This window comes from Segetibacter aerophilus, from assembly GCF_007991655.1.
In the GTDB taxonomy this organism is placed as follows: Bacteria; Bacteroidota; Bacteroidia; order Chitinophagales; family Chitinophagaceae; genus Segetibacter; species Segetibacter aerophilus.
Genome location: NZ_BJYT01000002.1, coordinates 228,382 through 254,388, shown reverse-complemented (window position 1 = coordinate 254,388; position 26,007 = coordinate 228,382). Strand labels below are relative to the sequence as shown.

Below are 26,007 nucleotides of genomic sequence, written 5' to 3'. Positions count from 1 at the left end.
AATTATAAAGAGAAGTTTAACCCTAAAAGGAATGTTCTTGCAGAAGGGTAAGGAATATATTCAACCCCCAATGAAGGTATGCCGTCAAGACCGGCATCTGTATTTACTTCAGGATCAAATCCGCTGTACTTGGTTATTACAAACAGGTTTTGGCCTGTTAACGAAATATTTAAATTCCTGATACTGTTTCCAATATTCCCGATTCTATAACTAATGGTTGCGTTAGCCATTTTAATATAATTCCCTTTTTCGAGGTTACGGGTAGATGGGGATGGAGCATTAGAGACGGCTTCTTTGATACCTGTTCCTACTAGGTTTTTGGCAATATTCCTTGTTCCCAGGTTTCCAATGCCTAACACTGAGGCTGCTGTGTTGTTAAACAAGTAATGTCCAAAAGTTCCGTTCATGTTAACGGTAGCGGTTAACTTTTTATAATTGAAGTCAGTTGTCAACCCTAACAACATTTTTGGATTTGGACTGCCAGAGTAGAAAAGGGTATTACCCCCATCCGTATATATACTTTGCCCTGTCGTTTTATCAATTCCTTCGAATCTTCTTAAATACCAGACATTCAATGGTTGTCCGTTTATAAGACGCTGACCTCTTACATCAGAAAAACCTTGTCCTCTTAATACACCAGTTTCATAGAAACCTTTTAAACCTTGCACATCATTTTGCAGAAAAGAAGCATTACCACCAATGTTCCAGTTTAAATCCTTGCTTTGAAGTACTGAGCCAGTTAATGAGATTTCAACCCCTTTATTTAGAACATATCCGGGAAGGTTAATCCATATTCTTCCCGAAGGCGCAGGTTGCGCAATAGTTTGTTCAAATAAAACGTCGGTAGTCTTTTTATAAAAATAATCTACCGATCCAAAGATCCTATTCCCCAGGATACTAAAGTCTATACCAGCGTTTGTTGTTGTTGAGGTCTCCCACTTCAGGTCTGGGTTTCCAAAAGCTGCCCGGGAAATAGATTGCTGACCAAATCCAAACCTGTTTAACGAAGCTCCGGAAGGAAACTCCTGGTTACCCGTTTTACCCCAACTGGCACGCACCTTAAGATTGTTTATAAAAGTATTGTTCTTTAAAAAGTTTTCGCTGGAAGCGTTCCACGCTACTCCTACTGAGGGAAAATAACCGTACTTATTGTTCTCTCCGAACCGCGTAGAGCCATCTGCCCTGAATGTTCCGGTTATCAAGTACCTGTCTTTATAATTAATTATCGCCCTGCCAAAGTAAGACTGTAACTCAGTTGTAGGTGAGGCAGAGGAACCAATTCCGCGGGTGTTTTGAGCAGAATATCCGATGTAATCATAATAATTCAACCCTACATTGGTAAAATCCTGACCGTTTAAAGAATTTCCTCTTGAGTCGAAGGTGAGCCATTCGTGTCCTACCACAGCATTTAGATTAAAATCAGAAGTAAGCTGCTTATTATAATTGAGTGTATTAGTTATTTGAGTATTCGTTTGCTCCGAGTTGCTTATAAAAGCGGCACCTCTGTTAACAATCCCCGAAGCATTTAATAACCGGTTTACCTGACCTCGTCTTACTCCCACCTGCCTGTTAACGCTATAAAGAAACTTATACTCAAGATCCTTTGTAATTTTATACGAGGGCGATATACTGGCTATGATAGAATTTACCTTCGCTCTATCATCAAAGTATCTTAGTTGGGCAAGAGGATTAATGGTCGTTTCTCCGGCAAGGGGGTCGATCCAGGCTGAGTCAGTCCCGGGTTTTATTAATGGATGAGTAGGATTCCACTGTAAGGCTTGCGAAATGAGATTACCTTCAAAACCAACAAAAGCTGAAATAGGTGCAATTTGCTCATCAGTTTGACTAACCAATATGTTTATATCAAGGCCTAATTTTTTACTTTCTAAGAACCTGAAATTACTGGTAAGATTAGCGGTAAACTTTTTTAAATTAGAAGTTTTAATAATGCCCTGCTGATTAAGGTAACCAGCGGATATTCTATATCGTCCATTTTCAGTACCACCGCCTATTGCTGTGCTGTAATTTTGAGTAATACCTTTACGGGTAATGGCATCAAAAGCATTAACGTTGCCTCCAAAATCTCCGCTTGTAAGCCCGTAATCCTTCAATGCAGCTCTGTATTCATCCCCATTCAACACTTTCAATGTTTTAATAAGAGAACTAACACTGGTTGAAGCACTTGCATCTACTTGAGGAGCGCCTGATTTGCCTCTCTTAGTAGTAATTAATACAACGCCGTTTGCGCCGCGGGAGCCATAAATTGCAGTCGCAGAGGCGTCTTTTAATATCTCGATACCGGCAATGTCACTAGGATTTATAAAGTTCAAAGGATTTCCGGCATCATTACCATAAGAACCTGAACCAGCTCCACCGGGACGGGCAGAACCGCCTGATAGAGGCACGCCATCTACGACAAATAATGGCTGGTTTCCGGATCTGATAGAAGAGGCCCCGCGGATTCTTACTGTTGTAGAACCGCCGGGTTGTCCGGTATTGTTGATGACCAATACGCCTGCAGCTTTACCCTGGATCAACTGGTCAGGTGATGTAAAAACACCCTTATTAAAATCTTTCTCTTTTACAGAAGCGACAGAGCCTGTAAGGTCTTTTCTTCTTGCAGTACCATAACCTACTACAACAACATCGGTAAGATTTTCTGTTGATGCAGCCATAGAAATGGTGACATTACTTCCGGTAATGCTTACCGTTTGGTCCTGGAAACCAATATAGGTAATCCTTAATTGGTTAGAACCTGAAGGTACATTGATGGAAAAACTTCCATCTGCTTTCGTTTTTGTGCTGACTGATTTTCCGACAACTGAAACTGTCGCATCAACAAGTGGAGAATTATCCTTACTATCTGTCACCTGTCCCGTAACCGTTCTGGATTGCCCAAAAGAGAATACAGACACACATACCAGAATAACAAGGCATAGTAAGAGTTTAATTTCTTTCATATAGCAGTAGAGTTTATTGTGTTAAAAGTACATGTACTTTTTAAATTATTGTTGGTATTTCTTTAACTTTTTTTTGTTATAAACCAATTTCTCAAACTGTCTTGATACTTTATTTGATCTAAAGCATGGCTTTTTAAAAATTTTGAAGAATGGTTATTAGAAGCCTCAGTTTAAGATTTCTTTTTAGACTGTTTTGCTGCACCTCGGTCCTAAATATTTTTTATAAAATATTATAATAGTACCAGGTTAATTACAATTTGGAAGTACAAGAGTAGAAGTACACAAGTAGAAGCCCCGGAAGTGGTATAAGTGTTAATTGATCTGTAAACAAAACAAATTCTGAAATTGATGACAATTATAATTGTATTACTCGTCCGTCCGTTACTTTCAAAAGTTGGAACGTTGAAAGAATATTTCTCACTATTACATTCTATTTTTGCTTTAGAAATTATCCTGTAATGATTGCTAAATAAAATCCCATGTTTCTAAGTATTTTAAACGGCTTCTTTTGTATAGCTTTTATTTTATTCGCTTATGTAAATCTCAACGACAACGACTCCTGGCTTTGGGTACCTATTTACATGGTTGCAGCCATCTGCTGTGGGCTGGCAGCTTTTCATCTATATTACCCGCTTATCTACCTTATTGCTATCACATTCTACATTGTGTATGCTATCAAACTTTTTTTTGCCAAAGACGGGGTCAGAGATTGGATCATGAAATACAATAAGCCCAGTATTGTAGAGAGCATGCAGGCGACTAAACCGTATATTGAAAAGACGAGAGAATTTTTTGGTCTCATTATAATAAGTGCCGCTTTGGCTATTAACTATTTTGCCGTTAATAATCTTCATTCCTGATATGCAGCAGAATAAAGGCGACTTTTTAAAAGAAGTATTTGGCGATATTTTACAATACAATGTATCCTCTGACATTAACAGCTGGCTGCAGGAAAAGGCTTCGCAGGTACAAGAAGAGAAAAACGCTTTACAATTAAACCTTGCTTTTGTAGCAGTTCCGCGTAAAACAGGCAGGCAATTAATTAAGGTGCTTCCGGGGGAACAAGAAAAATTAAAACAAATACATCCTGAATTTAACATTAATGACTGGACCATCGACAGACTTTGCAGGGTTTGGATATTATTGCAAGTAAATTCGTCAGACAAGGAAATCTACTTTAAGAAGTTAGAAAATCTTTTTAGGGCAGCAGAAATGAACGAACAAGTCGCCCTCTACTCTGCTTTGCCAGCTTTTAATTATGCTGAAGATTGGCAAAAGCAATGCAGCGAAGGCATCAGAAGTAATATTGGTGTTGTGCTGGAAGCAATCATGTACAACAATCCTTATCCTTATCAATATTTAAGTGAGCAAGCTTGGAACCAACTGGTGATGAAAGCTTTTTTTACCGATAAAGATGTAAAGAGAATTATTGGTTTAGACGAAAGAGCAAATGAAGAATTGGCATCTATCTTAATTGATTATGCCAATGAGCGCTGGGCTGCGCACCGCCTGGTTAACCCCCAGTTGTGGCGGCTCGTATCACCTTTTATAAATGAAAGTAATTTCAGTAACCTGGAAAAAGCTTTCAAAAACAGTGAAACCTCTGAGAGAAAGGCAGCCGCACTTGCTTGTTATTTCAGTGCTTACAAGCCCGCAAAGCAGTTGGTTGAAAAAGAACCGGATTTGAAAAAGGCTATAACAGAAAATACACTTAACTGGAACACTTTATAGTTCCCATTTATTAACTTATTTATCTCTGCCATATGTGTTGCAGTTCTAATGACGGTGAGAACAGAAATTCGACAGATGCCTCAACGCCTGTTGATTTAGAAGGTATCAAAGGAATGCGTTTTTTTGACCCACACGTGCACATGACCTCGCGTACTACCGACGATTACCAGGCGATGTACGATGCAGGCGTAGTCGCACTGATAGAGCCGGCTTTTTGGCTCGGGCAGCCAAGAACAGGAATCGATAGTTTCCGCGATTATTATAGCAGCCTTATCGGCTGGGAAAGATTTCGCTCATCTCAATTTGGCATAAAACATTATTGCACAATAGGCCTCAACTCTCGCGAAGCAAATAACGAAACTCTTGCAGAGCAGGTAATGGAAATCCTTCCGTTATTTATAATGAAAGAAGGCGTCGTGGGTATAGGTGAAATTGGCTTTGACGACCAGACCGCAGCCGAAGAAAAATATTACCGCCAGCAATTGGAACTGGCGAAAGATGCAGGACTTCCCGTCCAAATTCATACGCCTCATAGAGACAAGAAAAGGGGCACGCGCAGAAGCATGGACATTGCTATTGAGCATGGATTAAGTCCTGATATGGTTGTGGTTGACCACAACAACGAAGAAACAGTAAAAGAAGTCCTTGATCGCGGTTTTTGGACGGCCTTCACCATCTACCCTTTCACAAAAATGGGTAACGAGCGGATGGTTGAGATTGTAAAACAATACGGCTCAGAACGAATCATGATTAACTCCGCTGCAGACTGGGGCATCAGCGACCCACTTGCGGTCCCCAAAACTGCCGCCTTAATGAAGCAACGTGGCATCAGCAATCACGACATTCATTTGGTTACCTACCAAAATGCCATCACGGCTTTCGGTAAGAGCGGGCAGATAAATGAGGAAGATTTTGTGTCAATTAAGAATATCGACCAGTCAGTGAAGTTCGAAGGCAACACGGTGTTACGTGGAGGTCAACAGCCACGCATTGACAAGGCATCTATCATTATCAGTTAAGAGAAAATGTTGGTTACAAACATTCGTTCTTACACCTGCATCGTTGCGTCGCATTCCGTTTATCGGCAACGCCTCAAGCAGCTTCAGTCTGAATATTAAAAGCGCTTTTCTTATTCCAAACAGCTTTCAACTATAGTGAACAAAACATCAGGCTATTTACGGTTAATGCGACCTGCTAACATTGTTACATCCATTGCCGATGTCTTAGCTGGTGTTGCTATTTCAGGCTATTTTCTACATCAAACCAATCAACTTCAAAACCTCGTTCCTGTTGTCTTGTTGTGTCTGTCCACCATTGGTTTATACGGAGGTGGTGTAGTTTTCAATGACGTTTTTGATGCTGAACTAGACAGGGTTGAACGCCCCGAACGTCCAATTCCCAGCGGACTTATTACAAAAAAAGAAGCAGCCACTCTGGGAATTGTTTTACTGGCTGCAGGTATTATCCTTGCTTTTCTTGTTAGCGTTATCGCCGGCTTACTGGCTTTTTGCATTACGGTGTCAGCGCTTGTATACGACAAATTAGGAAAACATCATCGGCTGCTAGGGCCGGTCAACATGGGACTATGCAGAGGTTTAAATCTTTTATTAGGAATAAGCATCATTCCACTTGCACTACAGGGCCATTGGCTTTTAGCCATTATCCCTATCATTTATATCGCATCCATAACAATGATTAGCAGAGGCGAAGTGCACGGTGGAAGTAAAGCCACCCTCTATACCGCCGCACTTTTATACGCTATTGTTTTAACTGCCATCCTAAACTACTCCTTTCTGAAAGGCAACCTACTGTTCACCCTTGTTTTTGTTTTGCCCTTTGCCTGGATGATTTTCAAACCTTTGCTAACTGCTATTAAAGAACCTGTCGGAAGAAACATAGGCAAAGCTGTAAAAGCAGGCGTTTTAGCTTTAATACTTATGAACGCCGCCTGGGCTGCAGCTTTCGGAGCCCTTTATCTTGCTATTGTAATTGTTATTTTATTACCCCTGTCGCTAAAACTGGGACGACTATTTGCAGTTACCTGATATATTTGCATCCTTAAAATCAATGCTTATATACCTTTGCTTATAAGTATTACCCCAACAAATTTAAAAAGCCATTAACCGGCAGACTACATTGCATCATGCATGATTATTTAGAACAGTCGTTTTCAGTCAAATTTGAATACAGAGTACATTTTACCAGTGGACTATTCGATACTACTAACACCCTTTTAGAGGACTTTTTCAAGGAAAGACAAATTGAAGGCATGCAACAGAAAATACTGTTCGTGCTTGATGAAGGAGTTGCGCAAAGTCATCCGGGTCTTGTAGATAAAATCAATGCTTATTTTGATCATTTCAAAACTGTAAAGCTTGCTGAAAACATTGTTTTAGTTCCCGGGGGAGAAAAGGTAAAAAATCATTCATACTACAACGAGTTCCTGATAAATACTGTAAATGATTTCGGTATCGACCGTCATTCCTACCTGGCCGCAATTGGCGGAGGTTCGGTGCTTGACATGGCGGGCTTGTCGGCAGCTGTGGCTCATAGAGGTGTAAAACACATTAGGATACCTACCACTGTATTGTCTCAAAATGACTCCGGGGTTGGAGTGAAAAATGGAGTGAATTTCAAAAACAAGAAAAACTTCATGGGCACATTTGCTCCACCGGTAGCTGTCTTTAATGATGACCAGTTTCTAACAACACTCACTGATCGTGATTGGCGGTCAGGTATGTCTGAAGCAGTAAAAGTGGCTTTGATAAAAGATGCTGAGTTTTTTAATTGGCTCGAACTGCATGCTTTCGATCTTTCAAAGAGAGATCTTCCTACAATGAATTATCTCATTAAGCGCTGTGCTGAACTTCATCTTCAACACATTCGCAGTGGAGATCCTTTTGAAACCGGCTCTGCCCGGCCCTTAGACTTTGGCCATTGGAGTGCTCACAAACTAGAGCAGTTAACAAACTTCGAAGTAATGCACGGTGAGGCCGTGGCAATGGGCATCGCATTAGACAGCGTTTATTCAGGACTTAAAGGAGACATTTCTGCAGATGAGGTAAGACGAATTATTAATTTACTTATCAATCTAGGCTTCGATATAACTCACCCGATGATGGAAGTGCATGAAGAAAATAGTCCCTTATTACTTGGCCTGGACGAATTTCGTGAACATCTGGGCGGCCGTCTTACAATTACTTTGCTTACAGCTATCGGAAAAGGAAAAGAGGTAAATGAAATGGATTGGCATTTGGTGAAAAAAGCTTCGGAACAATTAAAAGCGCTCAACCTCGAAAAGGCTTAATTCTTAGAAACAACAAGTAAAAGTTGCCAGGCAAAATATGAAAACGATCGGCGGTCATTTAACTTATTGCACAAACATACATGCAGGAGAAAACTGGTTTGATCATTTTGCTGCCTTAAAACAAAATTTCCCAAAAATTAAAAGCGAGCTTTCCCCTGAAGCTCCTTTAGGTATCGGATTAAGATTGTCAAACGTCGCTAGTGTTGAGCTTTCGCAAAAAGAAGAATTAGCAATTTTCAAAGAATGGTTACTGCAGAACAATGCGTATGTTTTTACGATGAATGGTTTCCCGTTTGGTGGCTTTCATCATACCGTTGTTAAGGACCATGTGCATGCGCCAGATTGGACTACCACCGATCGTCTCGATTATACTAAGCGCCTTTTTGATATCCTTGCAGAATTGCTTCCTGAAGATCTTGACGGTGGTGTTTCTACCTCTCCCCTTAGTTACCGCTACTGGTTCCCATCTGATGATGCTTTGGGTTTGGCTAAAGAACTGGCAACAAACCATATTCTTGAAATTGCAGAACACTTAATTAATATTCACAACTCCACCGGAAAAACTTTACATCTTGATATAGAACCTGAACCCGATGGTATCCTGGAAACAGGCAAAGAATTTTTTGAGTGGTTTCAAAATTATTTGCTGAATGCGGGCATTAAAAGGATTGCATTAAAATATAACGTATCCCATGATGAGGCAGAAAAAATGATAAAGAAGCATATCTGTTTGTGCTACGATGTTTGTCATTTCGCAATCGGCTACGAGCCCCATGCAGAAATAATAAAGCAATTGACAGCCGAAGGAATTCATGTAGGCAAAATCCAAATAAGCGCCGCATTAAAAGCAGGGATGAGTGATGATATTCCAGAGCGTTCAAAAATTAAAGAAGCCTTTTCAACTTTCAACGAAGCAACTTATTTACACCAGGTTATTGCTCACAAAAAAGAGGGCGGCTTCGTTCGCTATCGCGATCTTCCCGAGGCTTTAGCGGATGCAGAAAATTCTACCGTGAATGAATGGCGGGCTCATTTTCACGTACCGGTTTTTCTACAAGAATTTGGATTGTTAGCCTCAACTCAAAGTGATATTGTTCAGGTTCTTGAAATTCAGAAATCTAATCCCTTTACCAATCATCTCGAGGTTGAGACTTATACATGGGAAGTACTTCCGGAGTCTTTAAAATTACCAATTGATCAATCTATTATAAGAGAGCTAAAGTGGGTAAGTAACCAACTTTCGCTGTAACATTAGTAGCATATGAATAAAACTGTTGTCATCGATATTGTAGGCTTGTCCTCTAGTGTGATTGGAGAGTTTACGCCGTTCATAAAACAATACATTTCAAAACAGCAGCTAACAACGATTGATCCGGTTTTACCTGCAGTAACTACTACGGTTCAATGTACCTATCTCACAGGCAAGTGGCCCTCAGAACATGGAATAGTAGGAAACGGTTGGTACGACCGTGAAGATTGCGAGGTTAAGTTTTGGAAGCAATCAAACAAATTGGTTCATGCAGAAAAAATTTGGGAACGGGCAAAAAAAGAAGATCCAAATTTTACTTGCTCAACTATGTTCTGGTGGTACAATATGTACACATCTTCTGACTATTCCGTTACGCCACGACCTAACTATCTTGCTGACGGACGCAAGATGCCGGATTGCTACTCCCACCCTGCCGAGCTAAGAGACGAATTGCAGCAGAAACTAGGACAGTTCCCTTTATTTCAATTCTGGGGACCGGGGGCTAATATCAAATCAACAGAATGGATTGCAGATGCATCTATACTAACAGATGATAAGTACGATCCTACCCTCACTTTAATATACTTGCCTCATTTAGATTATTGTCTTCAAAAGTTCGGTCCTGACTTTTCTAAAATCAGTAAAGAATTACAGGAGATTGACAGCGTCGTTGAGAAGCTGGTTACTTTTTATGAGAAGAAAAATGCCTCTATTATTCTGTTGTCTGAATATGGCATAGCTCCGGTAACTACTCCAATACATTTAAACAGGTTATTCAGAGAAAATGACCTTTTACAAATTCGCATTGAAAGAGGACTCGAATTGTTGGATCCAGGAGCGTCAAAAGCTTTTGTCGTAGCAGACCACCAGGTTGCGCACGTTTATATAAACGATCCTTCGGTTACAGAAAAGGTTAAAAAACTCCTTGAAAAAGTTCCGGGAATATCGCTCGTACTTGACAGGCAAGCGCAGGCAGATTACCATATTAACCACGAAAGGGCAGGTGAGTTTGTATTGATGGCAGCTGAAAAAAGTTGGTTCACTTATTACTTCTGGCTTGATGATGCAGTAGCACCTGATTATGCACGTGTAGTTGACATCCATAAAAAACCAGGTTATGATCCGGTGGAAATGTTTATGACTTCAAAGGCACGAGCAGGATATAAACTACTTCGCAAAAAAGCAGGATTTAGGTACGTAATGGATGTAATTCCGCTGGATGCAACGCTGATAAAGGGTTCACATGGAAACATACAAGTACCGGTTGATTTTCATCCAGTCTTAATTACAAATCCAGCATTCGGCCTTAACAAGACGGTTAATGCTACAGAGGTTTACCAGGTAATTTGGGATCATTTAAAAAAGTAGAGACTTCCTGATTTAACCTACTTGAATCAATTATTGCGCGTGTTTTTAGAGCATCATTGGTTCATAGAGTGTAAACCTGAAGAATACAACTATTAGTTCGGAAAGAAATAAAGGATGGGTTAAACAATCATAAAGTAATACCTACCTTCATGCATATCACAATTCTATGAATCGCTTTAGTGTCTCTGACAAACTTTTAAAGAGTCTTAACTGCTTTTTTATTCTTTTAGACGATGGATTAAAGGTAAAAACAGCTAACAGCAAATACTCCCACATTGCCTCTCTTGCATTCCAACCCGGAACTTTGTTTACAAACTATTTCAGCGAAAAATACCAGGAAAAACTTGCCCTGGCTTTTGCTTCAGCGCAAAAAGAAATAGACTGTGTTACAGTAGTTACGGCCCCAATCGAACTAGAAAAAGACATTATTACCATTAAATGGAGCGTCTGTTGTATCAGGGATGAAGATGAGACATTGCAAGGCATGGAACTGTTGGGTATTCAATCCAAACTGTCACCAAAAGAAAGTGAGTCGGATGGAGAAAGCCCTAAGTCTTTATTTGAGAATACTTCTCAACCTTTTTTTTCCTTCGACCTTAGTGGTAATTTGACAAATGCAAATAAGGCATTCGCAGATTTGCTCTCTTACACCTGCGAAGATTTGGCCGGTACCTCTTTACTTTCATATGCAATTGACACAGATGTCCCCGCTTTAAAAAGCCTTGCTGCTGATGCCTTGGCTGGAAAGTCTCTCGAATATAAATTTGGATTACTAGACAAAAAAGGCAGAAAAGTAGCTGTTAAAATTGTGAACACACCCCGAATAGAAAATGGAACTTTTGTTGGTGTTAACGCCTACGTTAAAAAACCATCGGTAAAGGTTCAAACTGAAAAGCCATTTAGCAGAGATGAAAGAAGGCTTAATCTTATTCTTGGAAGGCTTAAAAAAATACTTGACTCTTCGCTGGATATGATTTGCGCCATAGATGAGAATGGAAAATTTACTTATGTAAGTGCTGCGTGCAAAGAGATTTTAGGTTTTAGCGCAAAGGAGTTTATTGGTAAAAGCTTTCTGGACTATGTGCATGAAGAAGACGCGGAAAGCTCTACGAGTGCATCTATCAATATTAAAAACGGTATAGGAACAACAAACTTCGAAAATCGCTTTTACCGTAAAGATGGTTCTATTGCCCACCTGGTATGGTCCTCAAAATGGGAAGAAACGGATAAGAGATTTTATAGTATCGCAAGAGATGCTACCGAGAAAAAACTGAGTGAGGCCAACCTAATAGCGTCGGAAGAAAAATATAAAATTCTCTTTTACCATCACTCCGTTCCGATCTATATATATGACACCGAGTCTTTGATGTTCCTTGAAGTAAATGATGCAGCGATTCGGCAGTACGGCTACACGCGCGACGAGTTTTTAACGATGAACTTTAAAGATATCCTTGCTGATGAAGAAACTGATAGAGACAGCGACTCTTTAGCGCAGGAAGATTTTCCTGAACAACTTCCAAAAGAACTATGGATACATAAAAAGAAAAATGGAGAAAGTTTTTATGCCGAGATAAGTTCTAACCGAATTGAATACCTGGGCAAACAGGCTAAACTCGTTTTATCGATTGACCGAACAGAACAAACAATCGCAGAACAAGAATTAAGAAAAAGCAATGAGAGAATTACTTTTTTAAGCCAGGCAACTTTTGATGCTATCTGGGACTGGGATCTGCAAACGAATAAAATTACCTGGAACGAGGGAGTGTCGAAGATGTTCGATTTAGCAGATCCGGCCGAGGCAACGAAATTCAACTGGTGGTCCAGTAATCTTCATCCTGAAGACAAAGAAAGGGTGGAGCAAAAGATCAGCTATCATTTAGAAAACCTCATTCCAAGATGGGAGGATGAATATCGAATGAGGGCAGGTAATACTTATAAGTATATCAATGACCGTGGTTATATTATTTTCAACGAGCAAAATAAACCTGTGAGAATGATCGGTGCCATGCAGGATCTCACCGAACGAAAGTCTCACGAAATAATGCTTCAGAATCTGAATAACTCGCTTGAAAAAAGAGCAACGGAACTGGCAGAGTCAAATACCGAGTTAGAAAGATTTGCTTACGTAGCATCTCACGATCTGCAAGAACCATTAAGAATGGTAAGCAGCTTTCTGCAGTTACTTGAAAAAAGATACAAAGACAAACTTGATAACAAGGCCCACGAGTATATCAACTACGCAGTAGACGGTGCAGAGAGAATGAAGCGCCTGATCCTGGATTTGCTTGAATACTCCCGCGTTAACTCAAGTAAAGCAGAGGTAGAAGAAGTTGATCTGAACGAGGTATTGAATGATTTGATGGTCACGTATAAAAATCTGCTGCACGAGACAAATGGCACAATAAAGGCTCAAACCTTGCCCGTTATAAAAGGCAATAAGACTCAAATTCTACAACTGTTTCAGAACCTTGTAGGCAACGCATGCAAATACCGGAAAAACGAAACCCCGCCTGTTATTGACATTTCTTACGAGGAAGAACAATCATTCTATAAATTTGCCATAAGTGATAATGGGATTGGAATTGATCCTAGATTTTTTCATAAAATTTTTATCATATTTCAAAGGCTTCACAACCGTGACGAGTATTCAGGAACAGGAATAGGATTAGCAATTTGTAAAAAAATCGTTGACAAACATGGTGGAAAAATTTGGGTAGCATCTACAATGGGCGAGGGAAGCACATTTTATTTTACTTTACCAAAATCCAAATAACTGTCTATGAAAGACATTCATATTTTACTTGTTGAGGACAATGAAGGAGACATTGTTCTTACAAAAGAAGCACTCTCAGATGCTAAAATAAAAAACAAAGTTTCGGTTGCTAAGGATGGCGAAGAAGCAATCCGCTTTGTAAATGCAGGTCTCGATGATGAAGACATTCTTCCGGACCTGATACTGCTAGATATTAATTTACCTAAAGTTGACGGAAAGGAAGTTTTACACTATTTAAAGAACAATCCTCTTTTAAAGAAAATCCCCGTGGTAATGCTTACCACCTCTTCTTCTGAGCTAGATGTTGTAGACTCTTATAATAATTATGCTAATTGCTTTATTACAAAGCCTGTTGACTTTAATAAGTTTTTTGAAGTTGTACGAATGATCGAGGATTTCTGGATAACTATAGTCAAACTACCAACAAAAGATTAAAATGCGACAATCAGCACTTCAAATACTTGTAATAGAAGATAACCCGGGAGATTACCTCCTGGTTAGCGAATACCTTGAAGAATCATTTCCTACAGCACACATTTTCCATGGTGATACTTTAAAGAAAGGAATTGGTTTTTTAGAAAAAGAAAACATTGATGTTATTCTACTAGACCTTACTCTACCCGATGGAATGGGCATTAGTTCTTTTCACACGATTAACTCCAGGTTCCCACAGGTGCCTGTTATCATTTTAACCGGCCTTGGCGATACAGAAGTGGCGCTTGAAATTTTAAAAGTCGGTGCCCAGGATTTTATTGTGAAAGATGATAGCAATCCTGCAGTGTTGGCCAAGAGTATCAACTATGGAATAGAGCGAAGTAAGATTCACGAGCACTTGAAAAAATCGGAAGAACAGTATAAGTTTCTTTTCAATAATAATCCATTACCGATTTGTGCTTATGAGATTGATGGGGATAGAATTTTAATGGTTAATGAGGCGGCTATAGAACATTATGGCTATAGCGAAAGAGAATTTCTTAGTATGACCATACACGATTTAAGACCTCGTCGTGAACCTACTATTGATTTTTCTCCCACCGTCAGGAAAAGTCGTAACCTCATTTTAGATATTCAGCACCAGAAAAAGAACGAGGAAATTATTGACATTGAGATGCGCACCCATGAAATTTTAATTGAGGGGAAAAGAGCGTGTCTTGCAGTCATACACGATGTTACAGAAACAAACAGGGCAAAGGAGCAACTAAGGGAAAGTGAACAAATGTTTCGCACGATTTCAGAAAACTTTCCTAATGGTGCAGTAGCTATTTTAGACAAAGATTTCACTATCCTCTACACCGCAGGAAAAGAATTCCATATAAAAAATGTAGAGGCGTCGTACTTCGAAAACACCGACTACACCTCTCACTTCCATTCTCCCATAAAAGAAAAAGTAAGAGACCATCTTATAAAGGTTTTTAATGGAGAAAACGCAGTGTTCGAAACAAGTTATGAAGACCTGAGTTACATGATTAGTGCGGTGCCCTTGTACGAAACTTCGGGAAGTATAAATAAGATTTTGATTGCCTCTCAAAACATCACTGCGCAGAAGAGGAATGAGATGGAGAAAGAAATGTTGATAGAGGAACTAACACAAAACAACAGCGACCTGCGGCAATTTTCTTATATCACCTCTCACAATTTAAGAGCCCCGCTTTCAAATTTGTTAGGCATCATTAAGCTGCTAGATACGTCATTAATTACTGATCCTATGAACCTTTTGTTACTGCAAAACTTCGAGGAATGCACGCTTCAGTTAAATGAAACAGTGAATGATCTTCTAAATGTTCTCATTATAAAAAATAATGTAAACGCAAAAAAAGAAGAGCTCGACATTAGGAAGGTTTTTGAAAGAGTTCTTCATTCTGTTCAAACCGCGATAGAGAAAAAACAGACAACAGTAATTACTGATTTCGACGAGGCTTACGAAGTCCTTTTCAACAAAACTTACCTTGAAAGCATTCTCTTGAATCTTGTTACAAATGCAGTTAAGTATAGCTCTCCTGATCGGCCCCTTGAAATAAAAGTCAGAACAAAAAAAACAGCAGATGAGGTGATTCTATATTTTTCCGACAATGGACTTGGCATCGACCTGCATAGGTATAAGGACCGTATATTTGGGCTTTACCAACGGTTTCACGATCATGCTGACAGCAAGGGTTTGGGTCTATATATTGTGAACTCACAAATCCGCGTTATGGGAGGGGAAATAAATGTTGAAAGTGAGGTTGACAAGGGAACTACATTCATCATCACCTTTAAAAACTAGTTGAATGATAAATAAGGTTTTGTGTATAGATGATGACCAGATTACGCTTGTATTGTGCGAGATGGTAATAAAGAAAGCAGGTTTCGCTGCAGAAGTTTTTACAGCTAAAAATGGGAGGGAAGGGTTAGCATGGTTTTCAGCCTATTTTTCTAAAACCAATAAATCTGAAAAGCAGGATCCTCCTCAACTTATTTTTCTCGATCTGAACATGCCCGTTATGAACGGGTGGGATTTCCTGGAAGATTACCTGATGAAATATGCGGACCGGTTACCTGACACTAAAGTGGTGATTATTTCTTCAACAGTAAATCCGGAAGACTTTTCAAGAGCCAACAGGTACGAGATTGTGATAGACTTTATCAATAAGCCCTTGACTACAGAAGGCCTTGACGACCTGATGCAACATGATCAATTAAAGGACTTCTTCTAAAGTTTTCATTACAATAAATTATATACAAACCCTCCTTTTCGGGGGTTTGCTTTTTTAACTTAGCCCGTGATAAAAAGACAATATGGATAATAGCGCAATTGCCGATAACTTCTCACTACTTGCTAAACTAATAGATATTCATGGCGACGATAGCTTTAAAGCAAAATCGTACTCTTCTGCTGCGTTTACTATCGATAAACTTCCAATGCAATTGTCGGGTTTGCCCGAGGAAAAGATGTTTGCCCTAAAAGGAATTGGACAGGCTACCGGGAAAAAGATTCTTGAGCAACTGCAAACGGGAAGACTTTCAGCGTTGGATGAATACATTCTAAAAACGCCGGCAGGCATATTTGAATTACTCAAAATAAAAGGCCTCGGACCAAAAAAGATTGCCACGATTTGGAAAGAATTAGGTATTGAAAGCATGGGTGAATTGCTATACGCTTGTGAAGAAAACAGGCTGTTGCTCTACAAAGGCTTTGGAGCGAAGAGCCAGCAAAATATTCAGGAAGCAATTCAGTTTTTAATGGCATGCAAGGGAAGTTACCTGTACAGCCAGATTGAACCTTTTGCTGCACAATTTACGGAACGGTTAAAAAGAGATTTTGAGGGAACAAGGTTTGAAATAACAGGAGATTTAAAAAGGCATGCAGAAGTGATACACAAACTTGAATGGGTTACTGATGCACCACTTGAAAAACTAGAAACTTTCTTCAAAGAAGAAGAATACGAAACCAACATAACAGGTGAAATTTTATGGGCAAAAGGCGCTGAAAACGTGACGATGGAATTTCATCAAACAGATGAAAAAACTTTTGTTCCCACACTTTTTGAAAGAAACAGTTCGCCTGAATTTTTCGCTGCCTGGAAAGAAAAGTACGGGCTACCCTTAGATGGAGGTCTTACACAGGAAGATCAACTATTTGAAAAAAACAGCTTGCCGTTTATTCCTCCATTCTTACGTGAGACGAGTTCAATACTTGAATTGGCGGAGAATAACAATTTGCCTGATGTTATCCAACCTGGAGATATTCGGGGCATCATTCATACCCATAGCGACTGGAGCGATGGAGGAGATACTATAGAGGCCATGGCCAAAGGAGCAATTGCAAAAGGCATTGAATACCTCGTCATTAGCGACCATTCTCAATCTGCTTTTTATGCCAACGGCCTTTACCCTAACCGCATAAAAGCGCAGCATCAACTGATAGACGAACTCAACGAAAAATATAAGCCGTTCAAGATATTTAAAAGCATAGAGTCGGATATCCTCAATGACGGAAACCTGGATTATCCTGAGGACGTCCTGTCCTCGTTCGACCTTGTGATAACTTCGGTACACTCAAATCTTAAGATGACGGAAGAGAAAGCAATGGCGAGGCTTTTAAAGGCTATCTCAAATCCGTACACAACCATTTTAGGACACATGACTGGCCGTCTGTTATTAAGCCGGAACGGTTACCCCGTTAACCATGATAAAATAATAGCCGCTTGTGCGGAACGTAATGTAGTGATTGAGCTTAATGCCCACTCTCGCCGACTTGATATGGATTGGCGACAAATACCAAACGCCTTAGCGAAGGGTGTGCTGATATCTATTGATCCGGATGCACATGCAGTAGATGCTTTTGAAGATATTAAGTATGGTGTACTGGTTGCTCAAAAGGCAGGACTAACAGCAAAAAATAATCTAAGCAGTTTTACTCTACCTGAGTTCGAAGCCTTCCTTGAAAAGCAAAGGACGAAGAGACGTTAACTTCTTTTTGGCGAGGCAACCTTTGTCAAAAAAACAAAAAAGAGCAGCTGACATATCAACTGCTCTTTCTAAAAATTTATTGTTCGTTATGCTAAAATGCGAACTTCTGCGATTTTAATTGCGCCAGGTTTGGATCCATTTGTATAGCCTTCTCGCACAATTCTATTCCTCTTGTCTTATCACCTTTTTTCTGAAATGCAACACCGGTCATGTACAAAGCACGGCTGTTTGTAGGGTCGTTTTGGTAAACCTTATAATAGGTTTCGGCCGCATCCTGGTACTTTTGAACTTTATAGTAGGCTTGTGCAATTTGGAACAAAATTTCAGGATTACCGGGCTTACTTTCCAAAACTTTGCTTAGCGTTTCAACGCCTTTGCTTAAATCATTATCAAGATAAGCAAGACCTAAATTTTCATAATAATCGAGATCTAGTTTGTATCCTTTTTCCGCAGCTTTTTCAAAATAGGTAACTGCAGTTTTCTCTTCATTCATCGTGTAGTACAGCAACCCCAACTCATACAACAGGTTACTATTGTTAGGATCAATATCAAGCGTTTTATTGTACACCGCAACTGCCTCTTTATAATTGCTTAACTCAATTAAAACCTTGCCTAACAAACTTACCGATTTCAAATCGCGCTGATTTTCGGCCAGCGCCAGGTTTAAATAAGACTGTGCCTGTCCGTAGTTCTCAAGCTCATAATAGCTTTTGCCAATTATGTATTTTAAATCTTTGCTGTTACCATTTTGTGACATTTTTTTTCCATACATCACCGCATCATTCCAGCGGTTTAGTTGAAAGCTTAACTCTGTCATCTTCTGAAGAGCGAGAGGATTATTGATGTTTGCTTCAAGCACTTTGGCGAACTGCTCTATTGCGGGAAAGTATTTGCGCTGCTCTACTAAATAATTGCCGTATTCCATACGGGTTTCTACGTTAGCAGGATCAAAACTAACAGCCTTTTGAAAGCTCTTATCAGCTTCCCAAACTTTATGCGCCCGGTTTAATTCAATTGCCTTTTTCACGTAAAATGTAGCACTATCGTCAACATTAAAACAAAAACCTGCTAGCGAGTATCCAACAAATAAAGCTGTAATAAAAATTTTCTTCATGTTAGAAATACTTGGAATATGGTTTAAAATGTCAAAAAGGCAAGCCCAGAAATTTCCTAAAAAAGAGCTCTTTTCACCTTACCGCAAAACAATTCCCGCAAGTGGGGGTAAGTTTAGCGTGAGTTTGAGTGTGTCGTCTTCTTTGCTTATAATCTCAGTTCTTACTTTAGGATTATAAACGTCCCCGGTTCCATAATATTTCGTTGCATCGCTGTTAAACACCTCTTCCCAGCTCTTTTTGCCCTTTACGGTCACCTCAAAATCCAAGCGGGGCTGTGGAAGCATGTTTAAGAATACAATTATTTCGTCTTTCGGGTTCAAACCGATTCTCCTATAAACAATAATGCACTCATTCCGATGGTTTAAATCAACCCATTCAAATCCGCCTACTTCGAATTGCTTCTCGTGCAGAGACGGCTCCTTACTGTATAAAAGGTTTAGATCTCTCACGCAGTGCTGTAGCAGACGATGAGGTTCGTGGCTTAGCAGGTCCCACTGCAATTCGCTCTTATAATCCCACTCTTTTGTCTGGCCAAACTCGCTCCCCATGAAGAGTAATTTTGCCCCCGGGTGAGTGTACATGTAGGTGTACAACAACCGAAGGTTTGCAAACTTCTGCCATTCATCTCCCGGCATTTTATAAATCATTGGACTTTTGCCGTGCACCACTTCATCGTGGCTAATCGGTAACATGAAGTTTTCGTCGTAGAAATAAGCCATGCTAAAAGTAATCTGGTCCTGGTGGTAAGGCCTACCAAACTGATCGCGCTTGAAATAGTTTAAGGTATCATGCATCCAGCCCATCATCCATTTCATTCCAAACCCAATTCCACCTGCAAAGGTGGGTCTTGATATACCAGGCCAATCGGTTGATTCTTCAGCAATTGTTTGTACGTCCGGAAAATCACGATAAATAGTTTCATTCAAATCTTTGATAAAAGCAATAGCCTCAAGATTTCCATTTCCGCCAAACTCGTTGGGCTCCCACTCTCCTTCTTTGCGACTGTAGTCGAGCCTTAACATAGAGGAAACAGCATCGACTCTTATTCCGTCGATATGAAATTTCTCAAACCAAAACCGTGCGTTACTTATTAAAAACGATTTTACCTCTCCCCTTTTGTAGTTGAAAATGTATGAGTTCCAGTCCGGGTGAAATCCTTTACGGCGGTCTGCATACTCATAAGTATGTGTACCATCGAACATGTACAAGCCGTGTGAGTCATAAGGAAAATGCGAGGGAACCCAATCTAAAATAACACCGATACCTGCATGATGAAACGCATCTACCATTGCTGCAAAATCCTGCGGAGTACCGAAGCGACTAGTTGGTGCGTAGTATCCCGTTCCCTGGTAACCCCAGCTACCGTCAAACGGATGCTCCATTACCGGCATCAACTCCACATGCGTAAAACCCATCTCCTTTACATATGGAACAAGGCGCTCGGTTATCTGTGCATACGTGTTATAACTCTCCTCATCATATTTGGAAGGCCGCATCCAACTCGCGAGATGCACTTCATACACCGACCATGCAGAAGTTAACGCGTTATGACGGGCTCTCTTCTTCATCCACTTTTCATCTGTCCATTTGTATTCGACGTTTCTAGTAATAGATGCAGTGTAAGGACGTTTTTCCCAGTAGTGCGCATAAGGATCGCCCTTGTCTAAAATAGCTCCATTGAAACCATGTATGTGGTACTTGTAAGCTTCACCCTCAAGAACACCGGGAATGAAGCCTTCCCAGATGCCCGACTTATCCAACCGCACAAAAAGAGGGTGTGATCTTTTATCCCAATTATTGAAGTGCCCTATAACAGATATGAATGTGGCATTAGGCGCCCAAACGGCAAAGTAAGTTCCTGTTTTTTGCAGGACCTCTAATTGCTTGTTTCCAAACTTATTGTAAGCAGAATAGTGAGTGCCACTTTGAAAGTTTTTTATATCATCTTCAGAAAATAAAGAATAGTTCCAGACGGACTTTGTAGTGTCAACGAAGTGTATCTCTTCGTACTTTAACTGCGTTGAAGCTGGTATAGATTTGTCAATATTAGCGGTGGTGATGGCAGAGGCCTTTTCATTAAAATCGTTAGTATTATTAGCGGCCATAATATTTTTTAATTTTTATAAAGATAAAGAAACGCTTGTTGTGCTGTAGTGTGAAAAACGCCTTTCATTTCGGGTCTAAAAAGTTTGGAGGTACTTATATAAATGATAAGGGCAGAAGATGTTATCCTCTGCCCTTAAGTATTATCAAACTAATTTTCCGCTTTTCTAAAATACTCTTACACTTCTCTTTTTTCCCACACTAATGCGCTAGCACCTAAAATAGCAGCATCTGCTTCCTTCAACTCACTTAAAACAAGTTTTACTTTGTTCTGAAAAATATTGAGCAGGTTTTTTTCCATGTGCTCCTTTGTAGGATCCAAAATAAGACTGCCTGCTTTTATGACTCCCCCAAATAAAATAATGGCTTCAGGTGAAGAAAACATTATAAAATTAGCAAGCGACTCTCCTAAAATTTGCCCTGTAAAACGGTACACTTCCTGCGCAATTTCATCTCCCTGCATTGCGCATTCATACACTAGCTTCGAGTCAATTTGCTCAAGAGGGTAATTGCGAAGTAGAGTAGGTTTATCTGTTTGCTGCAACATTTCCTTCGCCGTTAAAACTATACCGGTCGCAGAAGCATAACTTTCTAAAGATCCGTGAGCACCGGTGCCTTCGTGTTTACGTCCACCAGGTCTTATAATCGTATGCCCCAGTTCACCGGCAAAACCATCATGACCGTAAATCAACATTCCATTAGAAACAATACCGCTTCCAACACCGGTACCGAGCGTAATGACAATAAAATCTCTCATCCCACGCGCCGCGCCGTACATCATTTCTCCAACTGCAGCTGCGTTAGCATCGTTGGTTAGTGAACAAGGTAGACCGAATTTATCCGATATCATTTTTGCCAGCGGAATAACTCCCCGCCAGGGTAGATTAGGAGCAAAGTCAATCGTACCTGTATACACGTTTCCGTTAGGCGCACCAACTCCAATGCCTTTAATATTTTCTATTCCAACGGCATCAATTGAAGGCTTTAGCTCTTTATACAAATCATCCACAAAATCATTCACATCGTCATATTCGTTGGTGCGAATATTACTTCCCCTGTATGAAATATCACCACGATGGTTTACCAAACCATACTTAGTACCCGTTCCACCAATATCAATTCCAATAGCGTATTGATCGACCCTATTTGGCATTAGCAAAAGTTTTAAATCTGAAAATAGTTGAAAAGTTTAAAGTCTAAAGTTTAAAGTTTAAAGTTCATCAAAACCGAAACGGCAAACTTTAAACTCAAAACCTTAAACTTCTTTACGCATTTCTATTAATGCAATTCAAATCATCAAAAGCTACTTCAAGCCTTTTAATGAATGTTTCTTCACCTTTACGTAACCACACGCGAGGGTCGTAATATTTTTTGTTCGGTTTATCTGCTCCCTCTGCATTACCCAACTGGCCTTGCAAATAGCCTTCATTCTTTTTGTAATTATTTAAAACACCTTCCCAAAAAGCCCACTGCATGTCGGTATCAATGTTCATCTTGATCGCGCCATAACTAATCGCTTCACGAATCTGGTTTTGAGGCGAGCCACTTCCACCATGAAATACGAAGAATACAGGCTTTTCCTGGGTATTGAAATGTTCCTGGATGTATTGCTGACTGTTCCTCAAAATCTCAGGCCTTAGCTCTACGTTACCCGGGCTATACACACCGTGCACGTTACCAAAAGCTGCTGCCACAGTAAATAGGCTACCTACTTCGCGAAGTTCCTGGAAAGCATGAGCCACTTCTCTTGGCTGTGTATATAGTTTTTCATTTTCAACATCACTGTTATCAACGCCATCTTCTTCACCACCTGTAACACCCAATTCAATTTCTATAGCCATTCCCAATGGCGCCATTCTCTTAAAAAACTGAACCGATGTCTCAATATTTTCTTCCAATGGTTCCTCTGACAAATCGAGCATGTGAGAGCTGAACATTGGCTGGCCTTTTTCTTTATGAAATTGTTCGCCGGCATCAATCAAACCGCTGATCCATGGAAGCCATTTTTTTGCAGCATGGTCCGTATGAACCACTACAGGAACACCATAGTACTTAGCAACATTGTGAATGTGCAATGCACCAGAAATAGCACCGGATATGTTTGCCTGCAGGTTGTCGTTGGGCATCCCTTTACCGGCTATAAATTGGGCACCGCTATTTGAAAATTGAATAATAACAGGAGAATTAACTTTAGCCGCTGTTTCAAGTGTAGCATTAATCGAATTTGTGCCGATGCAATTTACTGCTGGCAGGGCAAATTGATTTTCCTTCGCATCTTTCAAAAGAGCTTCGAGTTCTTCACCGAAAACTACCCCGGCTTTGTACTTTTTCATTATTAAGAATTTTTAAAATTGGATTGCAAATTATGAATTATCATTTACTAAGTTTATAAAAAGTAGGCCTCACAACATCGTCACTGTAATTCCTGATATTTATAACGCAGTACTATCAATGTTTTGCAGGATTATTTGCCAAACTTCAAAATTCTATTAAACATCGTTGCGTCGCACTCTTGTACAGACAATTCAATAAGGAGCAGTCACTAAAGCCGGTTGCCACAACATCAGATATCGAGATTATCCTCGACGAACTTTCTACAATAATCTTTTATCATCTCCCTTACCCTTCTAAACTCGCTTGAGATTTCATCCTCCGTTCCAATTGCTTTAGCAGGATCAGGAAAATCCCGATGAAACTTTTGTGCATTTGACGGAAAAAAGGGACACCGCTCTTTTGCATTGTTGCAAACAGTAATGATATAATCGAAAGGTATACGCTTGTATTCTTCTACATTGTTTGAGGTATGATGAGAAATCTCAATGCCATCTTCTTTCATCGTAGCAACAGCTCTCGGATTAACTCCGTGAGTCTCTACACCTGCACTAAAAACTTCGGCTCTGCCTTTCGCGAAATATCGTAAATAACCTTCTGCTATCTGGCTGCGGCAACTGTTACCTATGCACAACACTAAAATTCTCTTCATACTTTAAACAGTAAATGATGTCTTTTACCATTTAGCGGAAATAGATTTCCTGGTAAAATAACTTGTCGTTAGTTAACGCCTACTTTCTTGCTCCTTCTTTCAAATAAAATAGTATCGCGCCAAACACCTTTCATTTGCCCTATTCGTTCCCTGTAGCCAATAATCTTAAATCCACAGGCTTGGTGCATTTTTATGCTTGCAATATTTTCTCTAAAAATACTTGCCTGCAGCGTCCAGATATTATTTGCCTCGCTTTCATCCACAAGTTTTTGTAACAACTGTTTTCCGATTCCTTTACCTCTTGCTTTGTCGCTTACATACACGCTTACTTCTGCAACGCCTGCATATACTTGCCTGCCTGATACCGGTGTAAGTGCTACCCATCCCACCACGACGCCTTCTTCTATCGCGACTATCCTGCTATGCTGCAAATGATTCGAATTCCACTCTTCCCACAGTGGTGCTAATTGTTGAAATGTAGCATCTCCCGTTGCAATTCCTTCTTCATATATTTCTTTCACAGCAAACCAATCAGCAGGAAGCATGTTCTTAAAAGTGATCATGATAATAAAACATTAATTACAACATGAAGGACCGCAACAAGCTTCTTTTTCCGCTGCAGGTTTCTCTGCATACACAGTAACACTTCGAATACCTGTTCTCGTTTGCTTGAATTCTTCAATTTGCCTGGTAGACAAATAACTGCTTAAAATATCATCAGGAACAACAATCGCCTTGTCTTTCTGAACAGTAATGTTTACAAATCCATTTGCTGCAATTAAGTTCAGGTAGTCTTGTTTTTGAATCGCGCCTGCTATACACCCTGCATACATTTCTGCAGCATCTTTTATTTCCTTTGGCAACTCGCCTTCCAACACAACATCCGAAATACTAAAATGTCCTCCAGGTTTTAATACTCTGAATATTTCTTTAAAGACTCCGTCTTTGTTAGGCACAAGATTAAGCACGCAATTACTGACAATAACATCTGCAATGTTTGAAGTAACGGGTATTTTCTCAATATCTCCCTGCCTGAACTCAGCGTTATGAACGCCTCTAGCTTCGGCGTTTGTTCTTGCTCTTTCTATCATCGCTGGTGTAAAATCTATCCCGATAAGTTTGCCCGTTTCGCCAGTTTCATTTCTTGCAATAAAAACATCGTTACCTGCACCGCTACCTAAATCAATTACAACATCCCCCTTTTTAATTTTCGCAAATTGCGTCGGCAACCCGCATCCCAAACCTAAATCAGCAGCGGCATTGTAACCCTCCAGGTTTGTATAATCATCTGCCATTATGTTGTAAACCTCGGTACTGCAACATCCTGACCCACAGCAGGAAGACTCATTTGTCTCCTTGTCTTGCAAAGCAATCTCTGAATACTTCTGCCGTACCAGTTCTTTTACATTGTCTTGTGTGTTCATGATAGATAGTTTTATTGTTAATTACTTTTCAGGTTTGTGAAATCTGTGTTCATTTGGGTTTTAGTACTTATCGTAAAAATGCGATCAATTAAGCCAAAAAAAATCAGCAACATTTAGCGCCTGATTGCAAATTGTCAAAGAACTTGTTAAGCTGCACCTGCGCCGCCTTCCATTCTTTTTCATCAATGCAATAACAAACTTTAGCTCCTTCGATATCACCTTTTATAAGGCCCGCCTCTTTCAGTTCTTTCAAGTGTTGCGAAACAGTACTTTGAGACAAAGGCAACTCATCTACTATGTCGCCACAGATGCAGGCTTTTCTTTTTGCAAGAAGGTTCAAGATAGCCACACGGGCAGGATGTGCTAATGCCTTAGCATATTTTGCAAGCTGATTTTCTTTAACTCCAAACTCGTGCGATTTTGTTACTCCCATAATTATATCGTGATATTACGATTAATTTTTTTCCTCTGCAAACTTTTTTTAATTGGAGTTGGCTAGGAGCTTGTTCCAGCAAATGGCTTGAGTTTTTATCGCGCAAAAAAAA

At 39.9% G+C, this 26,007-nt stretch carries 21 protein-coding genes; 12 read left to right on the top strand and 9 right to left on the bottom strand.

The features are described 5' to 3' along the window. Window positions 1–2: 2 nt before the first annotated feature. Complete coding sequence (locus SAE01_RS04535; RefSeq protein WP_147202470.1) at window positions 3–2,960, bottom strand: SusC/RagA family TonB-linked outer membrane protein; 2,958 nt, start codon at window positions 2,958–2,960, stop codon at window positions 3–5. Between the two features lie 479 nt (window positions 2,961–3,439). Between SAE01_RS04535 and SAE01_RS04530 the strand changes: the two genes are divergently transcribed. The 12 genes from SAE01_RS04530 to SAE01_RS04475 all read left to right on the top strand — a co-directional run bounded on the left by SAE01_RS04530 (window position 3,440) and on the right by SAE01_RS04475 (window position 17,837). Next, window positions 3,440–3,820 carry a transmembrane 220 family protein gene (locus SAE01_RS04530; RefSeq protein WP_147202469.1) on the top strand — a complete coding sequence of 127 codons (381 nt, stop codon included), beginning with the start codon at window positions 3,440–3,442 and terminating at the stop codon, window positions 3,818–3,820. A gap of 1 nt (window position 3,821) precedes the next feature. After that, on the top strand, window positions 3,822–4,691 hold the full coding sequence (locus SAE01_RS04525) for an EboA domain-containing protein (RefSeq protein ID WP_147202468.1): 870 nt from the start codon (window positions 3,822–3,824) through the stop codon (window positions 4,689–4,691). Window positions 4,692–4,723: 32 nt separating this feature from the next. Then, window positions 4,724–5,710, top strand: a complete 987-nt coding sequence (locus SAE01_RS04520; RefSeq protein ID WP_147202467.1) for a TatD family hydrolase — start codon at window positions 4,724–4,726, stop codon at window positions 5,708–5,710. 135 nt (window positions 5,711–5,845) lie between these two features. Beyond that, window positions 5,846–6,736: a UbiA-like protein EboC gene (gene eboC, locus SAE01_RS04515; protein WP_246113156.1), complete on the top strand. Its 891-nt coding sequence runs from the start codon at window positions 5,846–5,848 to the stop codon at window positions 6,734–6,736. A 98-nt stretch (window positions 6,737–6,834) separates the two neighbouring features. Further along, window positions 6,835–7,998: a 3-dehydroquinate synthase gene (locus SAE01_RS04510; RefSeq protein WP_147202466.1), complete on the top strand. Its 1,164-nt coding sequence runs from the start codon at window positions 6,835–6,837 to the stop codon at window positions 7,996–7,998. Window positions 7,999–8,035: 37 nt separating this feature from the next. Then, a complete protein-coding gene (gene eboE / locus SAE01_RS04505; RefSeq protein WP_147202465.1) occupies window positions 8,036–9,247 on the top strand; it encodes a metabolite traffic protein EboE in 1,212 nt (403 codons plus the stop codon). Window positions 9,248–9,259: 12 nt separating this feature from the next. After that, a complete protein-coding gene (locus tag SAE01_RS04500) occupies window positions 9,260–10,615 on the top strand; it encodes an alkaline phosphatase family protein (protein ID WP_147202464.1) in 1,356 nt (451 codons plus the stop codon). A gap of 166 nt (window positions 10,616–10,781) precedes the next feature. Continuing rightward, window positions 10,782–13,388, top strand: a complete 2,607-nt coding sequence (locus tag SAE01_RS04495; RefSeq protein ID WP_147202463.1) for a PAS domain S-box protein — start codon at window positions 10,782–10,784, stop codon at window positions 13,386–13,388. 6 nt (window positions 13,389–13,394) lie between these two features. Continuing rightward, window positions 13,395–13,823: a response regulator gene (locus SAE01_RS04490; RefSeq protein ID WP_147202462.1), complete on the top strand. Its 429-nt coding sequence runs from the start codon at window positions 13,395–13,397 to the stop codon at window positions 13,821–13,823. Between the two features lies 1 nt (window position 13,824). Then, on the top strand, window positions 13,825–15,651 hold the full coding sequence (locus SAE01_RS04485) for an ATP-binding protein (RefSeq protein WP_147202461.1): 1,827 nt from the start codon (window positions 13,825–13,827) through the stop codon (window positions 15,649–15,651). Between the two features lie 4 nt (window positions 15,652–15,655). Next, entirely contained in the window at window positions 15,656–16,081 is a 426-nt protein-coding gene (locus SAE01_RS04480) for a response regulator (RefSeq protein WP_147202460.1), read from the top strand. Between the two features lie 82 nt (window positions 16,082–16,163). Beyond that, window positions 16,164–17,837, top strand: coding sequence for a helix-hairpin-helix domain-containing protein (locus SAE01_RS04475; protein WP_147202459.1), 1,674 nt, complete (start codon window positions 16,164–16,166; stop codon window positions 17,835–17,837). 91 nt (window positions 17,838–17,928) lie between these two features. Here the strand turns inward: SAE01_RS04475 and SAE01_RS04470 are convergent, their stop codons facing one another. The 8 genes from SAE01_RS04470 to SAE01_RS04435 form a co-directional block, all read right to left on the bottom strand. Continuing rightward, on the bottom strand, window positions 17,929–18,951 hold the full coding sequence (locus tag SAE01_RS04470) for a tetratricopeptide repeat protein (RefSeq protein WP_147202458.1): 1,023 nt from the start codon (window positions 18,949–18,951) through the stop codon (window positions 17,929–17,931). 78 nt (window positions 18,952–19,029) lie between these two features. After that, entirely contained in the window at window positions 19,030–21,057 is a 2,028-nt protein-coding gene (gene glgB / locus SAE01_RS04465; RefSeq protein ID WP_147202457.1) for a 1,4-alpha-glucan branching protein GlgB, read from the bottom strand. Window positions 21,058–21,233: 176 nt separating this feature from the next. After that, window positions 21,234–22,208: an ROK family protein gene (locus tag SAE01_RS04460; protein ID WP_147202456.1), complete on the bottom strand. Its 975-nt coding sequence runs from the start codon at window positions 22,206–22,208 to the stop codon at window positions 21,234–21,236. Between the two features lie 112 nt (window positions 22,209–22,320). Continuing rightward, a complete protein-coding gene (fbaA, locus tag SAE01_RS04455) occupies window positions 22,321–23,388 on the bottom strand; it encodes a class II fructose-bisphosphate aldolase (RefSeq protein WP_147202455.1) in 1,068 nt (355 codons plus the stop codon). Window positions 23,389–23,618: 230 nt separating this feature from the next. Beyond that, a complete protein-coding gene (locus tag SAE01_RS04450; protein WP_147202454.1) occupies window positions 23,619–24,038 on the bottom strand; it encodes an arsenate reductase ArsC in 420 nt (139 codons plus the stop codon). Window positions 24,039–24,106: 68 nt separating this feature from the next. Beyond that, window positions 24,107–24,601 carry a GNAT family N-acetyltransferase gene (locus tag SAE01_RS04445; RefSeq protein ID WP_147202453.1) on the bottom strand — a complete coding sequence of 165 codons (495 nt, stop codon included), beginning with the start codon at window positions 24,599–24,601 and terminating at the stop codon, window positions 24,107–24,109. A 12-nt stretch (window positions 24,602–24,613) separates the two neighbouring features. Continuing rightward, window positions 24,614–25,462 (bottom strand): arsenite methyltransferase, encoded by an 849-nt coding sequence (locus SAE01_RS04440; RefSeq protein ID WP_147202452.1) that lies wholly within the window; start codon window positions 25,460–25,462, stop codon window positions 24,614–24,616. Between the two features lie 103 nt (window positions 25,463–25,565). Then, on the bottom strand, window positions 25,566–25,895 hold the full coding sequence (locus SAE01_RS04435) for an ArsR/SmtB family transcription factor (protein ID WP_147202451.1): 330 nt from the start codon (window positions 25,893–25,895) through the stop codon (window positions 25,566–25,568). Between the last annotated feature and the right edge of the window lie 112 nt (window positions 25,896–26,007).

What these genes read in the sequence shown, in the direction of transcription:
- SAE01_RS04535 (WP_147202470.1), bottom strand. Translation starts at nt 2,960, where the DNA reads ATGAAAGAAATTAAACTCTTACTATGCCTTGTTATTCTGGTATGTGTG.
- SAE01_RS04530 (WP_147202469.1), top strand. Translation starts at nt 3,440, where the DNA reads ATGTTTCTAAGTATTTTAAACGGCTTCTTTTGTATAGCTTTTATTTTA.
- SAE01_RS04525 (WP_147202468.1), top strand. Translation starts at nt 3,822, where the DNA reads ATGCAGCAGAATAAAGGCGACTTTTTAAAAGAAGTATTTGGCGATATT.
- SAE01_RS04520 (WP_147202467.1), top strand. Translation starts at nt 4,724, where the DNA reads ATGTGTTGCAGTTCTAATGACGGTGAGAACAGAAATTCGACAGATGCC.
- SAE01_RS04510 (WP_147202466.1), top strand. Translation starts at nt 6,835, where the DNA reads ATGCATGATTATTTAGAACAGTCGTTTTCAGTCAAATTTGAATACAGA.
- eboE (WP_147202465.1), top strand. Translation starts at nt 8,036, where the DNA reads ATGAAAACGATCGGCGGTCATTTAACTTATTGCACAAACATACATGCA.
- SAE01_RS04500 (WP_147202464.1), top strand. Translation starts at nt 9,260, where the DNA reads ATGAATAAAACTGTTGTCATCGATATTGTAGGCTTGTCCTCTAGTGTG.
- SAE01_RS04495 (WP_147202463.1), top strand. Translation starts at nt 10,782, where the DNA reads ATGAATCGCTTTAGTGTCTCTGACAAACTTTTAAAGAGTCTTAACTGC.
- SAE01_RS04490 (WP_147202462.1), top strand. Translation starts at nt 13,395, where the DNA reads ATGAAAGACATTCATATTTTACTTGTTGAGGACAATGAAGGAGACATT.
- SAE01_RS04485 (WP_147202461.1), top strand. Translation starts at nt 13,825, where the DNA reads ATGCGACAATCAGCACTTCAAATACTTGTAATAGAAGATAACCCGGGA.
- SAE01_RS04480 (WP_147202460.1), top strand. Translation starts at nt 15,656, where the DNA reads ATGATAAATAAGGTTTTGTGTATAGATGATGACCAGATTACGCTTGTA.
- SAE01_RS04475 (WP_147202459.1), top strand. Translation starts at nt 16,164, where the DNA reads ATGGATAATAGCGCAATTGCCGATAACTTCTCACTACTTGCTAAACTA.
- SAE01_RS04470 (WP_147202458.1), bottom strand. Translation starts at nt 18,951, where the DNA reads ATGAAGAAAATTTTTATTACAGCTTTATTTGTTGGATACTCGCTAGCA.
- glgB (WP_147202457.1), bottom strand. Translation starts at nt 21,057, where the DNA reads ATGGCCGCTAATAATACTAACGATTTTAATGAAAAGGCCTCTGCCATC.
- SAE01_RS04460 (WP_147202456.1), bottom strand. Translation starts at nt 22,208, where the DNA reads ATGCCAAATAGGGTCGATCAATACGCTATTGGAATTGATATTGGTGGA.
- fbaA (WP_147202455.1), bottom strand. Translation starts at nt 23,388, where the DNA reads ATGAAAAAGTACAAAGCCGGGGTAGTTTTCGGTGAAGAACTCGAAGCT.
- SAE01_RS04450 (WP_147202454.1), bottom strand. Translation starts at nt 24,038, where the DNA reads ATGAAGAGAATTTTAGTGTTGTGCATAGGTAACAGTTGCCGCAGCCAG.
- SAE01_RS04445 (WP_147202453.1), bottom strand. Translation starts at nt 24,601, where the DNA reads ATGATCACTTTTAAGAACATGCTTCCTGCTGATTGGTTTGCTGTGAAA.
- SAE01_RS04440 (WP_147202452.1), bottom strand. Translation starts at nt 25,462, where the DNA reads ATGAACACACAAGACAATGTAAAAGAACTGGTACGGCAGAAGTATTCA.
- SAE01_RS04435 (WP_147202451.1), bottom strand. Translation starts at nt 25,895, where the DNA reads ATGGGAGTAACAAAATCGCACGAGTTTGGAGTTAAAGAAAATCAGCTT.